We start from the raw sequence: 14,254 nt of genomic DNA, 5'->3' as shown, positions 1-14,254 counted from the left end.
CTGTGACATGGTCTGGTGAGGTCGGGCTATCGGCCCGCATCCGGCCCTACGACAGTCAGTCCGTCAGGGCGCTCCGGAATGCCTCCTCCTCGATCGCGGCCGCGAGCCGGCTCACGCCGCCAGCGGATGACGCGATCAGCAGGCCCCCGGCCAGAATGCCCGTGCCTGACAGGCCGTAGCGCAGGACCGGTCCGGCTGGCGCCCCGTGATTCTCCCGCGGGCCGAACGAGGCCCGGCTCAAGGCCAAGTCGCCGAGTCGGCCGCTGATCGCGTGGGGCACGATCTGCAGACGCCTCTCATCGCGCAGGCCGAAGACCCGCCGGGACGGGTCGAGGGCGACCGTGACCCCGGCGTCGAGGTGCAGGAAGCCTTCCGCCGTGAGCGGGCGATGTCCCGCCCGGAAGCGATCGAACACGGCGAGACCCGAGAGATCGTCCAGCAGCACGAAAGCCCGGACATGCCGGTAATCGGGCCCGTGCACCTGCGTCTCGATGCAGTGCACGACAGCATCGCCCAAGCGGAAGGCCGCCCGCGCGAAGCCCGCTCCCGCACCCGGTTCCCGGCCGTCCGGGAAGGCGACATTGTGCGCCCGCGCCGTCGCCGGTGCTGGCCCGCGCTCTCGGTGATCCAGCGCAGGCCGCCGGTGGCGAAGGTGAAGGAGGTGCAGTCCCGGTGATCCTGTGGGTCGACCTGCTCGGAGAAATCGGCCGTGAAGGCGGACCAGCCCGCCCCATCCCCCGACCGGCGCACGATGAGGGTTCCGGGCCGGCTCGCTCCGGCGGCGTGGGGCCATCCGTCGCCCGCCCGCCCGGAGTCGGGCGCGGCCATCCCGGGCCGGCCATGCGCGGCGGCCACCCGCTCCAGCCAGCGATACCGGTCGGCATGGCCGGGCGTGTCGCCGAAGGGGGCAGGGCACCGTCCGGCTCGAACAGGGCGACCATCCCGGCCCAGGCCTTCGGGACGCGCGCGTCGAGAATCACGGCCAGCGGCGTCAGATCCGGCCGGGCCTTCAGGATGGGGATGAGAACCAGAGCGAGGGTGAGGATCTCGAGGCTCCGGTGATACGAGGCCTCCGCGACGGCGCCGTCTGGGTCGATCATCGCCTCGAAGCCGCGCTGCAGGGCGAGCACCGCGAGGGCCGTCCAGTGCCGCGCCATCGGAAAGGCGGGGAGGGCCAGACCGGCCGCCAGCAGAGCGGCTGCGACCTGAAGCTCCAGAAGCGAGCCTGCCACCGTGTGCTGCGCCAGGATCTCCGCCAGAGCCACGGCGTGACGTACGACCTCACCGCCCAGGATATCGATCGCGCGCCCGTCCGCGCCGGCCGCGTCTCGCGCCGCCGCCTGCAGGAGGCTCAGCAGCGCCTCCAGGCGCCGCGCCGTGCAGGCGGGATGCTGGCTCAGCGAATCCGCCGGTTGGCCCCAAGGGTTCGCGCGGGACCAGGACACGGCGACGGCGACCGCCCGCTCCCGAACCGCGCGCTCCGAACTCTCGGCAGCGCCCCAGGTCCAGTCCAGGGACTGGAACGCCAGGCGCCAAGCCTGCGACCGGAACGGGTCGGCCGCCCAGTCCGGGACGTCCGGAAGCGGCCGGCCGGCCGGGATGCGAGGCGGATGGCTCCCTCCGCCCAGACGCAGGCCTCGGCCCCGTCCCGCAGGCGCGCGAAGCTGCGCAGCGGCGACGGCCGCTCAGCCAGGAGGGCGGCATCGAGGTAGGGCCGGATCGATCCCGCCCCGGCACCGCCGTCGAGAAGAGGGCCGAGGCGGCCGAGCAGCCGTGCCAGGACTGCCTCGGCCCCCGGATCTGAGTCGTCCGTCAGATTCGCCAGGCGCAGGTCATCGCCGAGAAGTGCGTCGGGCGCGGCCGCCAGCGCGAGACCCGGATCCGCCTCCCAGGTCCCGAAGCCGATCTCCAGGGTTGCGGCCTGCGGCGGCGGAGAGACCTTCAGGGTGAAGCGGTAGGCCTGTCGGTGGACCGGGATGTCCAGGAAGGCCGGAACCGACAGCGTGGACAGGGTGTCGGGGTAGGGGGCGGGATCGGGCTGCCGCCGGCATCGCGGAAGCAGATCTGGGCTAGGGCGCCCTCCGTCCGCCCCTGCGCGATCACCTGCCCCCGGAAGACGAGCGGGCGCCCCGGGACGAGGCCATGCCGGAACCAGACAGGATGGGGACCGAGGTCGATCCGTCCGTCCTGGGCCAGCCGGCCCCGCGGTGGAGCGGCTCGGTCAGCGAGCGCGTCCTCTGCGGAGGACGCGGTCGCGCCGGCCGGCCGGATCTCGGGACCAATGATTCGGAAGGGGTGCGCGTTGCGCCAGCTCCGGATGACCACGGCCACCCCGGCGGCGGGAGCCGGCAGGTAGAAGCAGCGTCGCACGGAGACGGCGCGGGCACCCGCGCCGCCCTCCCAGGCCGGCCCGGCGAGCCAGTCGCCATGCGCATCCATCGAGGTCCGGGCCAGCCCGGGCACCCGCGCGAAATCGATCTCCGATCCGTCCTGCGACAGGAACACGACGCCGAGCATCGCGAAGTCCCTGGCATCCGAGGCCGACTCGGCACCGTCGCAAACCACATATGCGCTAAACTCATACCATTGGCCGGCGGTCAGGCGCTCAAAGCTTAACATGACGCGCGACCAGCGATTCCTGCTGCCCACGACGTAATCGGCGCCGACCGTGCTCACCGAGCCCGCATCGTGTCTCACTGCGGCCGGCATGGAGGCGGAACGATCGTTCATGAGGCCTGAGAGGATGTTGCAGAATCAGGGCGGAAGAGCTGGGAAAAGATCACCTTGGATCCTCCGAATTGCGGCCCACCATCGTCTCCAGGCCTCCGAATTTTGAAAACAATTTCTGTAAAAATTCGATCAATCCCGCCACGAAGTTTGAGTTTTTGACGCGCCCGTCAGAAAAAATCTCATCGTCGAGACTCGTACCGAACCGTTGACCCAATCTCCTGCTTACGGCATGTGAGGAAAGCCGGGCAAACAACTTTCATCGCAGCTGCATAAGACAGCTCGCGAAACTTTTATACCGACGGAGTCTTGTGACAATGTATGTCATTGTCGATGAGCGACCGATAGTGACCGATGGATACGTTGCCAACTTCAGCAGAGAAGGCATCACGTCCGTCGGTTTACTGGGCGACGATTTCGAAGACTGGCTGCAGACGGCGCCTGCAACCGATCTGGATGCGGTCCAGGGATTCCTGCTCGGCGATTGCGAGCAGCGGCCGGACTTGCCGGAGTTGATCCACAAGCGGTCCCGCGCACCCATCATCGCGATGATCGAGACGCGCTGCCTGACCGAGACGCTGAATCTCTTCGGCGCCGGCATCGACGACGTCGTCCGCAAGCCGGTTCACGTCCGAGAAATTCTCGCCCGAACCGAAGCGGTGTGGCGCCGATCGCAGCGCGAGGCCGCGAAGGACACGACGGTGATCGACCGGTCCGCGCGGCTGAAGGTGTACTTCGATGGGCGCGACCCCGACATCGACGGGGAGAAGATGACACTGCCCCGTCGCGAACGTCAGATCCTCGAGTTCCTGGTCCGCAACCGCGGACGCCGGATGACGAAGGAACAGGTGTTCAACGCAGTCTACGGCGCGTTCACGAGCGACGTGGATGAGAGCGTGATCGAGGGTCACATCAGCAAGCTGCGGAAGAAGCTCCGACAGAAGCTGAGCTTCGATCCGATCGAGGTCCGACGCTATCTCGGATACGCCTTCGTCAACTGACCGTTCGGGGCCGGCCGTCGGGCTCGCCTGAGTGCCTCGGCACGATCGACCGGCCGGATCAGGCGGGCCCCCAGCTGCGGGTGCTCGCAGGGATGCGCCCGCCCGTCGGAGCCACGTCCTGCGCCACCGCTGCGACGCGCCAGCGACCGCGTCCGTCGGCGATGCTCGCCAGCGATGTCGGCGGGCGCCACAGCCGCAAGGTACGAGGCACTCGGAAGACCGCCCGCGCAAGCTTCGGACAAGACAGGGCGCGCAAAGATCCGCCGACAGGAAACTGTTGCCACGGACTCGACGGTGAAACCAACGCGTCGATCAGGAGCATGTTCCAACCGAGCGGGACGACTTCTGCCGCAGACTTTGCCAAGACGGGAAACCGATAGGTCATGAACCCAGTCTTTCTGTTCAATCTCGCGTCCCGACAGCTGCAGCACTTGACCGCGCGTCAGGCCGTGATCTCGGGCAACATCGCGAACGCCAACACGCCCGGGTATCGCGCGCGCGATCTGACCCCGTTCCGGGATCTGCTGGACAAGACGATGCTGACGATGGCGGCGACCCGTGCCGGCCATCTTGAGAGCGAGGGTCCCGGCGCGCGCCCGGCGCGGGCGAGCGCCTCACAGGGCTGGGATGTGGTCCATTCCGGCAACTCGGTCAGCATCGAGGAACAGCTGATGAAGTCCGGCGAGGTGAGCCGTGATCAGGCCCTCAACGGCAGTGTGGTCAAGGCGTTCAACCGGATGCTGGCCCTGAGCGTGAAGGCCGGACAATGATCGATCCCCTGGCCGCCTCCTCGCGGATCGCGGGCTCCGGCATGGAGGCGCAATCCGAGCGCATGCGGGTCATCGCGGAGAACATCGCGAACGCGCAGTCGACCGGACAGACCGCCGGGTCGGATCCCTACACCCGCAAGACGATCACATTCCGTACGGCGCTCGATCGTGCCTCGGGGACCACGGCGGTCGCCGTGCGCCAGATCGGTGAGGACAAGGCACCGTTCCGGGTCGAGTACGATCCCGGCAACCCGGCCGCGAATGCCGACGGCAACGTCAAGCTGCCGAACGTCAACATGCTGATCGAGATGGCCGACATGCGAGAGGCCAACCGCTCGTATGAGGCCAACCTGCAGATGATCAAGCAGACCCGCTCGATGATCGCCAGCATCATCGAACTTCTGAGGCCGTGATGATCCAGTCCCTCGCCGCCCTCACCAGTGTCTCCGACAAGAACTCCGTCTTCGGCGCGTCCGAACTCGGCCTGTCGATGCCGGGAGTCCGGCAGACGAATCCGGGGGCGTCCGTCTCCAGTTTCGGCGATCTCCTGACGCAGATGGCCGGGCAGATGCGCGACACGGTGAAGACCGGCGAGGCGGCCGCGATCTCCGGGATCCAGGGCAAGGCCTCGACCCAGGCCGTGGTCGAGGCGGTGATGTCGGCCGAGCAGACGCTCCAGACCGCCGTCGCGATCCGCGACAAGGTCGTTGCCGCCTACCTCGAAATCGTCCGCATGACGATCTGACGCGGCGCCCGCCTCACCGGCAGAAGCCCGCCTCTCCCGGCGGGACACGCCGCAAACTCCCCGAACACACGCACATTCCGCTCCGGCGCAAGGATCCGATCATGAGAGCGCTCGCCATCGCGGCTACGGGCATGAACGCCCAGCAGCTGAACGTGGAAGTCATCGCCAACAACATCTCGAACCTGAACACGACGGCATTCAAGGCGGCCCGCGCGGAATTCAAGGATCTGATCTACCAGGCGGAACGCCCGGCGGGCGTGCCGATCCAGGCCGGCGAATCGGCGATTCCCGAAGGCGCCATGCTGGGACTTGGCGTTCGCAACACGGCGATCCGGAACCTGCACCGGCAGGGTCCGCTCTCCAACACGACGAACCCGCTGGACCTGGCGATCAACGGCCGCGGCTGGTTCCAGGTGACGATGCCGAACGGCGAGATCAACTACACGCGCGCCGGCTCCTTCAACAAGAACGCGGACGGACGCCTCGTCACCGCGGAAGGCTACAGCGTCGATCCGGCAATCATCATCCCGCAGAACGCGGTCGATGTGGTGATCAACGAGACCGGCCAGGTGATGGTCAAGGTCGACGGGCAGCAATTGCCGCAGACGATCGGCCAGCTTCAGCTCGCCAACTTCACCAACGATGCAGGGCTCGAGCCGCTGGGCAACGGCCTGTACCGCGAGACCCCGGCCTCGGGCCTGCCCGTGACCGGCTTCGCCGCCGGGCCGGGCTTCGGCAAGCTCCACCAGGGCTATCTGGAGATGTCCAACGTCGATCCGGTCCGGGAAATCACCAACCTGATCTCAGCCCAACGGGCGTTCGAGATGAACTCGAAGGTGATCCAGGCCGCGGACGAGATGGCCGGCACGGTCTCGAAGGGCCTTCGCTAACATCATGCCCCGAGATGCTCGCCTCGTGAGGATCGCGGCGTGGAAAGCCTGGGCGCTGGGCGCCGCCGGCTTGCCGTTCGCGTTTGCGGCCAGCTTGGCGGCCGGTCCGGCCGCCGCGGCCGAGCAGGTGCTGCTGGTGCCGGTCGCGACGATCTACGCGGGCGACGTCATCAAGCCGACGATGCTGCGCGATCAGGCTTTCCCGGAGAGCTACAAGCCGCGTCAGCCGGTCGCCGACACGGCGGCGCGCGTGGTCGGCCGAATCGCGCGGCGAACGCTCCTGCCGGGCGAGACGATTCCCGCCATCGCCCTGGAAGAGGCGAAGCTCGTGACCCGCGGCGCGCCGACCGTGATCGTCTTCGAGGAGCACGGCGTCACGATCTCGACGCTGGGCACTGCCCTGGCCAATGCGGCCGTGAACGAAGCGGTCAGCGTGCGGAACACCGCTACGGGGCGGGTTGTCCAGGGCATCGTCCTGCAGGACGGCCGCGTGCGGACGGGACAGCCGTGATGCGCCGGCTGATCCTCGCTCTCCTGGCCGGTCTCGCGCTCTGGCCGGCACCCGCGGCGGCGACGCGCATCAAGGACATCGCGTCGCTCCAGGGGGTGCGCGATAACCAGATCGTCGGCTACGGGCTCGTCACCGGCCTGCAGAGCACCGGCGACACCCTGCGGAACTCGCAGTTCACCGAACAATCCCTGCAATCGATGCTCGATCGGCTGGGCATCAATGTGCGCGACCAGCGGCTGCGGACCCGAAACGTCGCGGCCGTGATGGTGACGGCCAATCTCCCGGCCTATGTCGAGCCGGGCTCGCGCGTCGATGTCGCCGTGAACTCCATGGGTGACGCGACCTCCCTGCGCGGCGGCACGCTGCTGATGACGCCCCTATCTGGGGGCGACGGGCAGGTCTACGCCGTGGCGCAGGGCGCCCTCGTCGTTTCCGGCTTCAGCGTCACGGGTCAAGCGGAATCGCTGGTCTCCGGTGTGGCGACGGCAGCCCGCATCCCCAATGGGGCCCTGGTCGAACACGCGGTCGCCGGCACGTTCAGCGAGCTGCCCGGCATGGCGCTCGAGCTGAAGAATCCGGACTTCCACACCGCGGTCCTGATCTCCGACGCCATCAACGCCTACACGCTGCAGAAATATGGACGGCGCGCGGCGAGCCCGCGCGACTACCGCACCGTGGTCCTGTCCCGCCCCGGCCATGTCGGGCGGACGCGGTTCATGGCCGAGATCGGCGAGCTGCAGGTCCAGCCCGACATCCCCGCGAAGGTGGTGATCGACCAGCGGACCGGAACCGTGGTCATCGGCCGGAATGTCCAAGTCTCCACCGTTGCGGTGAGCCATGGCGACCTGACGGTGCGCATCACCGAGACGCCGCAGGTGTCGCAGCCCGCGCCGTTCTCCGATGGGCAGACCACGGTCGTGCCCCGCACCGACATCGAGGCCGGCGAGCGGATGGCGCGCCTCGCCATTGTCTCGGGACCCGACCTGCAGACGCTGATTCGCGGCCTGAACAATGTCGGGATGAAGCCCACGGACGTGATCGCCATCCTCCAGGCGGTCAAGACAGCGGGCGCCTTGCAGGCGGAGCTGGTGATCCAATGACCCGTCCGGCTCACAGGCGCCGTCTCGTCGGAGGCGGCCTGCCCGGCTGGCTCGGGCTTGCCTTCGCGGCGGCCGCTCTGCTGCCGGGCTCCCGGGCGGAGGCCCAGCAGAAGCCGGCCGAGCCGACCAAGGCGGAGGACGGCCGGCCGGCGCAGTACTGTGCCGGCATCGCCAACGCCGCCGCCGACGCCCGCTTCACATGGCAGAAGGAAGCGCTGACCGCGCTCGCCAAGGATGTCGAGGTGCGCATCGGCCAGCTGGAGGCCAAGCGTGCCGAGTACGAGGAGTGGCTCCGGCGCCGGCAGGCCTTCCTCGCGAAGGCGGACGAGAGCGTCACGGCGATCTACGCCAAGATGCGGCCCGAGGCGGCGTCGCAGCAGCTGACCGCCATGGACAGCGAGGCCGCCGCCGCCATCCTGACCCGCCTCGACGCGCGGACCGCCAGCGCCATCCTGAACGAGATGGAGCCCGGGCGGGCCGCGCGCCTCGCCAACGTCATCACCAACACGCCCCCGAAGAAGCCGGCGCCGTCCAGGCTTGACGATACATCCAAGGCGTCGCCCGAGCCGCGCTCGGACGAGGGGGAGCGCCGCCCGCAGGACAGCGAGAAATCAGGATGAAGCGGCTGGCCGCCATCGCGGCGCTCACGACCCTCGGGGCCTGCGCGACCCCCGTCCAAGAGATCGGCCGGGCACCGGCCCTGAGCCCGGTGGGCCTCGGTATCGATCCGAACCACGACACCGTGCCGCCGCTCTACGTGGCGTCGCAGGCGCAGGGCTACCACTCGACCTGGGCCCAGCAGAGCGCCGACCTGTTTCAGGACCCGCGCGCGAAGAATGTCGGTGACGTGCTGACCGTGCTCATCGCGATGAACGACAAGGCGCAGTTCGACAACGCCACCGACCGGTCCCGCGATTCGCGGGCCAAGTCGAGCGTCGACCTGCAGTTCGACCTCTTCGGCCTCACGCCGGAATCGAAGAACCATTACGAGGTCAACGGTAATTCATCGACCAAGGGGCAGGGCACGATCGACCGCAAGGAACAGCTGCGGCTCTCCGTGGCCGCGGTCGTCACGCATGTCTTCCCCAACGGCAACATGCTGATCAGCGGCTCGCAGGAGGTGCGGGTCAACTTCGAGGTCCGCGTCCTCAACATCGCCGGCATTGTCCGGCCGCGCGACATCTCCCGCCGGAACACGATCGACTACGACAAGATCGCGGAGGCGCGGGTCTCCTACGGTGGCCGCGGGCGTCTCATGGAAGTCCAGCAGCCCGGGGTCGTCCAGCAGGTCTACGACCTCGTCTCTCCGTTCTGATCCGGACACGATCCATGGCCTCCGACAAAGCCGCCCGAAGCGCCGTGCTCCGCTGGCTGCTCCTCCTCGCGATGCTCACCGTCCTGGCGGTCGGGGTCGGGGGGGCGAGCGGCCTCTACATGATCGCGAAGGTCGAGAAGGCCGTGGACGAGCGGAAGAAGGCCGAGGAGGAACAGGTCCAACGGGTGGCCACTTACGATGCGGGCTCCACGCTGACCCATCTCGGCACCGTGGTGACGAATCTGGCGAGCCCCAGCGATGTCTGGATCCGCCTCGAATCATCGGTCGTCGTGAAGACCGGGACGTTCACCAATCCCGAGGCCATGGCCGCCGAGATCCGCCAGGACATCCTCGGTTACCTGCGGACGCTGTCGATCGCTCAGATCGAAGGGCCGAGCGGCCTGAGCCATCTGCGAGAGGACCTGACCGAGCGGGTCCAGGTCCGGAGCAAGGGCCGGCCCGCGACTTCTTCATCGAAACGCTCGTCGTCCAGTAGGGCGGCCGGCCGGCGTCCCGTCCGCGGGCCTCGCCGACGAACATCAGGACCGGTCACGCCATGCTGCGTCGCGTATTTCTGGCGAGCCCGTTGCTCCTCGTCGCCACGGCTGCGAGCGCCCAGGGCTTCAGCCTCGACCAAGTGCTGCCCCCCGGGAACGGGTCGGCCAGCGGGCGGATGATCCAGCTCATCGCGCTGATGACCGTCCTGTCGATCGCGCCGGGCCTCCTGGTCATGGTGACGAGCTTCACCCGATTCGTCGTCGCGCTCTCCTTCCTGCGCTCGGGGCTCGGATTGCAGAGCGCCCCGGCGAATCTGGTGCTCATCAGCCTGTCGCTGTTCATGACCTTCTACGTCATGGGGCCGACCTTCGACCGCGCGTGGCAGGACGGCGTCCGGCCGCTCACCGAGAACCGGATCACCGAGGAGGAGGCGTTCGCCAAGGTGACGGCGCCGTTCCGGGACTTCATGCTGGCGCATGTCCGCCCGAAGGATCTCGATACCTTCGCGGACATCGCATCGGCGAATCTCTCCAAAGCGCCGGATGGCGGCAGGACCGATCTGAGGATTCTGATCCCGGCCTTCATGATCTCGGAACTGCGTCGCGGCTTCGAGATCGGGTTCCTGATCGCGCTGCCCTTCCTGGTCATCGACTTGGTCGTCGCCGTGCTGGTCATGTCCATGGGCATGATGATGCTGCCACCGACCGCGATTTCGCTCCCGTTCAAAATCTTATTTTTTGTACTCATTGACGGATGGAACCTACTGATAAGCGGGCTTGTCCGCTCGTATCTGTAAGATTCTAGTTTTTATCGAAAGTTAAGCGCCAATCCGCCTTAAAGCGCAGGATCGAGTGAGCAGGCGTTGACTTTCAACTCAGACTTGGTCATCTCAGTCTTGTCGGCGAGCGAACAATCGAAATCGGTGAGCGATCTCACCCTCGGTTCGCCCACGATATCATAGCAGATTGATCTTCTGTGCGCTGCGCGGCAGATCAAAGACATGACGCCGCTCTGCTATGCCGGTGAGAATCCGGCATGTCCCACCTTGTTATTTCCTCAAAGGGACATCTGATGTCGAGCCTGTTCACCAATACCGCCGCGATGACGGCGCTCACCACGCTCAAGATCACCAACCAGGATCTCGAGCGGTCCAGCAACCGCGTCTCGACCGGCCTGAAGGTGGCCACCGCCGCCGACAACGCCGCCTACTGGTCGATCGCCACCACCATCCGCGCCGACAACGGCTCGCTGAACGCCGTTCGAGATTCGATCGGTCTGGGCCTCGCCACCGTCAACTCCGCGGTCAACGGCCTCGAGCAGGTCAAGAACACGTTCCTGGATCTCAAGAACAAGCTAACCGCCGCGCTCAGCCCGAGCGTGGACCGGAACAAGATCCAGTCCGAAATCAATGCCCGCCAGACCGACCTGAAGACCTCGGCCACCAGCGCGACGCTGAACGGCGAATCATGGCTCGCCACCGATTCGGGCGCCGGCAACTTCTCGGCCGATCGGAAGATCGTCGCGTCCTTCACCCGCGTCCAGGGCCAGATCTCGGTCGGCACCGTCACGGTCAATATCGACGAGACCAAGCTCTACGACGCCAAGGCGGCGACGGGTGCGGCGGCCGGCACCACCGGCGCCCAAGCGTACAGCACCGCGGGCGCGACGGCTGCGATCAACACCTGGACTACCGCCCAGAATAACTGGGCCGCGGCCCAGGCGACCTTCGCGGCGAGCGATTTCGGCGCGACCGCCGTGGCAACCCGCGACGCTGCGAAGGTCGCCTACGACAACGCAGCGGCGAGCTATCAGACCTCGGTTGCGACCATCAACAAGGGTGCGACCGCGGGCGTCGACGGCAAGGGCGGCATCCTCGACAAGAACTGGGCGGTCACCGGCGCCGACGAGAAGGGCTTCAACCACGCCTACGAACTCTCCGTCGACAAGATCGACATCTCGCCGATCCAGAACAGCGACCTCTCGAAGCTGCGCGCCTACGTCAACATGGCCGACAAGGTGCTGACCGCCATCACCGACGTCGCCACCAAGCTCGGCGCCGTGCAGAGCCTGATCCAGTCGCAGTCGAACTACGTCGACACGCTGATCAAGAACAACGAGAAGAGCATCGGCATCCTGGTGGACGCCGGCATGGAAGACGAGTCGACCAAGCTCAAGGCCCTCCAGGTCCAGCAGCAGCTCGGCATCCAGTCGCTCACGATCGCCAACCAGAGCACGCAGCAGATCCTCAGCCTGTTCCGGTCGTAAGCCCGGATCTCGCGATCAACCTCATCGGCCTTCGGGCCGGTGCAGGCCGCGCGTCTCCGGGCGCGCGGCCTTTTCCTTGGCGCCGGACCGCTCCGCGTCACCATCCCCACGCAAGATTGATCCGCCACGCTGGCGCCGAGCCACTGCGGTGGAGACGTGAGTCCTGTCGATGCCCGGTCGCGAGCACCTCGAGAAGCTTTGGCACAACGTCCTGGAGCTGGGTCCGAGACGCCTGATCGCCCTCGGGCTGGTCGGCCTCACGGTGTTCCTGGCGGTTGGCCTCGGCGCCTATTATCTCAGCCGACCCCTGCGCGAGACCCTCTATTCCGGCCTCAGCCGAGACGACGTGAGCCGGATGGGCTCCGTGCTCAAGGATGCCGGCATCCCGTTCGACGTCAGCGCGGACGGCACGGCGGTGCTGGTCAGCTACGGGCAGACCGCGCAGGCCCGCATGCTGCTGGCCGAGAAGGGCCTGCCGCAGAGCGGCAAGTCCGGCTACGAGCTCTTCAACGATCTGGGCTCCCTCGGCCTGACCTCGTTCATGCAGGACATCACCCGGGTCCGCGCCCTGGAGGGCGAGATTGCCCGGACGATCCAGACGCTCAAGGGCGTCAAGGCGGCGCGGGTCCATATCGTGATGCCGGATCCCGGCTCGTTCCGCCGCGAGCAGCAGCCCGCCTCGGCCTCGGTGGTGGTCCGCACCGAACCCGCCAACGACCCCTCGGTGGCGCCGGCCATCCGCCAGCTCGTCGCGGCCGCCATCCCGGGCATGAAGCCCGACAAGGTCACCGTGCTCAACACCGATGGGACGGTCCTACTCGCCGGGGACGACAGCACCACCGCGCCGGCCGGCCGCTTGGCGAGCCTCGAGCAGACGGTCAATCGGGAGATCCAGGACAACATCCGCCGGACGCTCACCCCTTATCTCGGTCCGAACAATTTCGAGGTCAGCGTGGTGGCGCGGCTGAACACCGACAAGACCAAGACCGACGAGACGATCTTCAATCCCGACCAGAAGGTCGAGCGCTCGCTGCGGACCGTCAAGGAAACGGAGAGCGCGCAGAACCGCGCGCCGCAGAGGCCGACCACGGCCCAGCAGAACCTGCCGGATCAGCGCGTCCGCGCCGAGGGAACCGAGAGCTCGAACTCCGAGAGCCAGCGCCGCGAGGAGCTGTCCAATTTCGAGATCTCCTCCAAGACGGTCTCGACCGTCAGCGACGGCTATTCCGTGAAGAACCTCTCGGTCGCCGTGCTGGTCAACCGGTCCAGGCTGGAATCGCTCGCGGGCGGCGCCAAGGATGGAACCCGGGTCGAGATCGAGCCCAAGGTCGCCGAGATCGAGCAACTGGTCGCTTCGGCATCCGGCTTCAACAAGGCACGGGGCGATCAGATCAAGGTGGCGGCCGTCAGCTTCGTGAACGACGGCCAGCCCCTCGCTCCCGTCCCGGCTCTCGGGTTCGGGGACGCGCTGATGCGCCAGTCCGGCACGCTGATCAACGCGGCCACGATCCTCATCGTGGGGTGCCTGCTGATCTGGTTCGGCCTGCGCCCGGCGGTCAACGCGATCCTCGCCCGTCCGCCGGAGATCGGAACGGAGCTCGCCCTCGCGACATCGGCCGCCGAGGGTGCATTCGACATGGCGCAGACGGAGCAGAGTGCGGCGGCGAATACCAACCTCATCGAGGATCTGACGGATCAGATGGCGCGCTCGCCGATCCGCAAGCTGGAGCAGCTGGTTGATCTCGACGAGGAGCAGGTCGCCAATATCCTGAAGCAGTGGCTGACTCGCGAAGAGGCTGCGTGATGGCGGTCGTGCCTCCGGTCTGGACCGTCTTCTCGGGCACGGGTCAGCGATCCTCCTCGACCTTCTCTGCGCTCGCCCCGAAGCGCGTGGATGCGGAGCCGCCGCAGACGCCGGATCTCGAGGCCCTCGCGGCAGCCGCGCGGGACGAAGGCCGCCGCCAGGGCGAGGCGTTGGCGCAGCAGGCCGTCGAAGCGGCCGTGGCGGCGGAACGGGACGCAGCCGCCGCCGCTCTGGCGGAAGCGCGGCAGCTTTGGGTGGAAGCCGAATCGGCGGTCCTGGCGAGCGCTTTCACCGCGCAGGCCGAGGCCCTGGAGACGCGCTTGGCCCAGAGCTTGGCGCGGGTTCTGCAGCCCTTCCTGGCGGAGGCCCTCCGCCAAGAGGCGATTGGCGACCTGCACGCGACGCTCGCGTCCATTTTGGCGGACGGCCCCTCGGGGACTCTCGACGTGACGGGCCCGGCGGATCTCGTCGCGGCGCTCGCGCGGCGCCTGGACCTGCCATCGGGCCGGCTCACGGTGGATTCCAACGGCAGCCCTGACGTGCGCATCCGGACGAATGGAACCGTGATTGAGACACGGCTCAAGGCTTGGGGCGAGCGCATCGCCGCCTTGGTCGAGGAGCGTTGAGC

General features: G+C 67.5%; 16 protein-coding genes. 14 read left to right on the top strand and 2 right to left on the bottom strand.

Going from position 1 to position 14,254, the window contains the following annotated elements:
* Positions 1-55: 55 nt before the first annotated feature.
* Both M6G65_RS09820 and M6G65_RS09815 read right to left on the bottom strand, forming a co-directional pair.
* Entirely contained in the window at positions 56-517 is a 462-nt protein-coding gene (locus M6G65_RS09820; protein ID WP_250103874.1) for a hypothetical protein, read from the bottom strand.
* A gap of 1,424 nt (positions 518-1,941) precedes the next feature.
* Positions 1,942-2,517: a hypothetical protein gene (locus tag M6G65_RS09815; RefSeq protein WP_250103873.1), complete on the bottom strand. Its 576-nt coding sequence runs from the start codon at positions 2,515-2,517 to the stop codon at positions 1,942-1,944.
* Positions 2,518-3,044: 527 nt separating this feature from the next.
* Here M6G65_RS09815 and M6G65_RS09810 point away from each other — a divergent pair.
* The 14 genes from M6G65_RS09810 (at position 3,045) to M6G65_RS09745 (ending at position 14,252) form a co-directional block, all read left to right on the top strand.
* Complete coding sequence (locus M6G65_RS09810; RefSeq protein ID WP_238195639.1) at positions 3,045-3,728, top strand: response regulator transcription factor; 684 nt, start codon at positions 3,045-3,047, stop codon at positions 3,726-3,728.
* A gap of 383 nt (positions 3,729-4,111) precedes the next feature.
* Positions 4,112-4,498 carry a flagellar basal body rod protein FlgB gene (gene flgB / locus M6G65_RS09805; protein WP_238195640.1) on the top strand — a complete coding sequence of 129 codons (387 nt, stop codon included), beginning with the start codon at positions 4,112-4,114 and terminating at the stop codon, positions 4,496-4,498.
* The gene (flgC, locus tag M6G65_RS09800; RefSeq protein ID WP_238195641.1) at positions 4,495-4,911 is read left to right on the top strand and encodes a flagellar basal body rod protein FlgC; all 417 of its coding nucleotides are present in this window, start codon (positions 4,495-4,497) and stop codon (positions 4,909-4,911) included. The genes flgB and flgC overlap by 4 nt, the downstream gene beginning before the upstream one ends.
* A complete protein-coding gene (gene fliE, locus M6G65_RS09795) occupies positions 4,911-5,243 on the top strand; it encodes a flagellar hook-basal body complex protein FliE (protein WP_238195642.1) in 333 nt (110 codons plus the stop codon). Before flgC ends, fliE begins: the two co-directional genes overlap by 1 nt.
* Positions 5,244-5,344: 101 nt before the next feature.
* Complete coding sequence (flgG, locus tag M6G65_RS09790; protein ID WP_238195643.1) at positions 5,345-6,133, top strand: flagellar basal-body rod protein FlgG; 789 nt, start codon at positions 5,345-5,347, stop codon at positions 6,131-6,133.
* A gap of 25 nt (positions 6,134-6,158) precedes the next feature.
* Complete coding sequence (gene flgA / locus M6G65_RS09785) at positions 6,159-6,644, top strand: flagellar basal body P-ring formation chaperone FlgA (RefSeq protein ID WP_238195644.1); 486 nt, start codon at positions 6,159-6,161, stop codon at positions 6,642-6,644.
* Complete coding sequence (gene flgI / locus M6G65_RS09780; protein WP_238195645.1) at positions 6,644-7,744, top strand: flagellar basal body P-ring protein FlgI; 1,101 nt, start codon at positions 6,644-6,646, stop codon at positions 7,742-7,744. Before flgA ends, flgI begins: the two co-directional genes overlap by 1 nt.
* Positions 7,741-8,364 (top strand): MotE family protein, encoded by a 624-nt coding sequence (locus tag M6G65_RS09775; protein WP_238195646.1) that lies wholly within the window; start codon positions 7,741-7,743, stop codon positions 8,362-8,364. Before flgI ends, M6G65_RS09775 begins: the two co-directional genes overlap by 4 nt.
* Positions 8,361-9,059 carry a flagellar basal body L-ring protein FlgH gene (flgH, locus tag M6G65_RS09770; protein WP_238195647.1) on the top strand — a complete coding sequence of 233 codons (699 nt, stop codon included), beginning with the start codon at positions 8,361-8,363 and terminating at the stop codon, positions 9,057-9,059. Before M6G65_RS09775 ends, flgH begins: the two co-directional genes overlap by 4 nt.
* A gap of 14 nt (positions 9,060-9,073) precedes the next feature.
* Positions 9,074-9,736: a flagellar basal body-associated FliL family protein gene (locus tag M6G65_RS09765; protein WP_250103872.1), complete on the top strand. Its 663-nt coding sequence runs from the start codon at positions 9,074-9,076 to the stop codon at positions 9,734-9,736.
* Positions 9,619-10,353, top strand: coding sequence for a flagellar type III secretion system pore protein FliP (gene fliP, locus M6G65_RS09760; protein WP_250104230.1), 735 nt, complete (start codon positions 9,619-9,621; stop codon positions 10,351-10,353). The genes M6G65_RS09765 and fliP overlap by 118 nt, the downstream gene beginning before the upstream one ends.
* Before the next feature lie 275 nt (positions 10,354-10,628).
* Complete coding sequence (locus M6G65_RS09755; RefSeq protein ID WP_250103871.1) at positions 10,629-11,822, top strand: flagellin N-terminal helical domain-containing protein; 1,194 nt, start codon at positions 10,629-10,631, stop codon at positions 11,820-11,822.
* A 169-nt stretch (positions 11,823-11,991) separates the two neighbouring features.
* Entirely contained in the window at positions 11,992-13,626 is a 1,635-nt protein-coding gene (fliF, locus tag M6G65_RS09750) for a flagellar basal-body MS-ring/collar protein FliF (RefSeq protein WP_238195651.1), read from the top strand.
* Positions 13,626-14,252 carry a hypothetical protein gene (locus tag M6G65_RS09745; protein ID WP_238195652.1) on the top strand — a complete coding sequence of 209 codons (627 nt, stop codon included), beginning with the start codon at positions 13,626-13,628 and terminating at the stop codon, positions 14,250-14,252. The genes fliF and M6G65_RS09745 overlap by 1 nt, the downstream gene beginning before the upstream one ends.
* Positions 14,253-14,254 lie beyond the last annotated feature (2 nt).

It is taken from the genome of Methylobacterium tardum, from assembly GCF_023546765.1.
Taxonomy (GTDB): Bacteria; Pseudomonadota; Alphaproteobacteria; order Rhizobiales; family Beijerinckiaceae; genus Methylobacterium; species Methylobacterium tardum.
The sequence above is the reverse complement of the archived record's forward strand: the minus strand, read 5'-3'. Positions and strand labels throughout refer to the sequence as shown.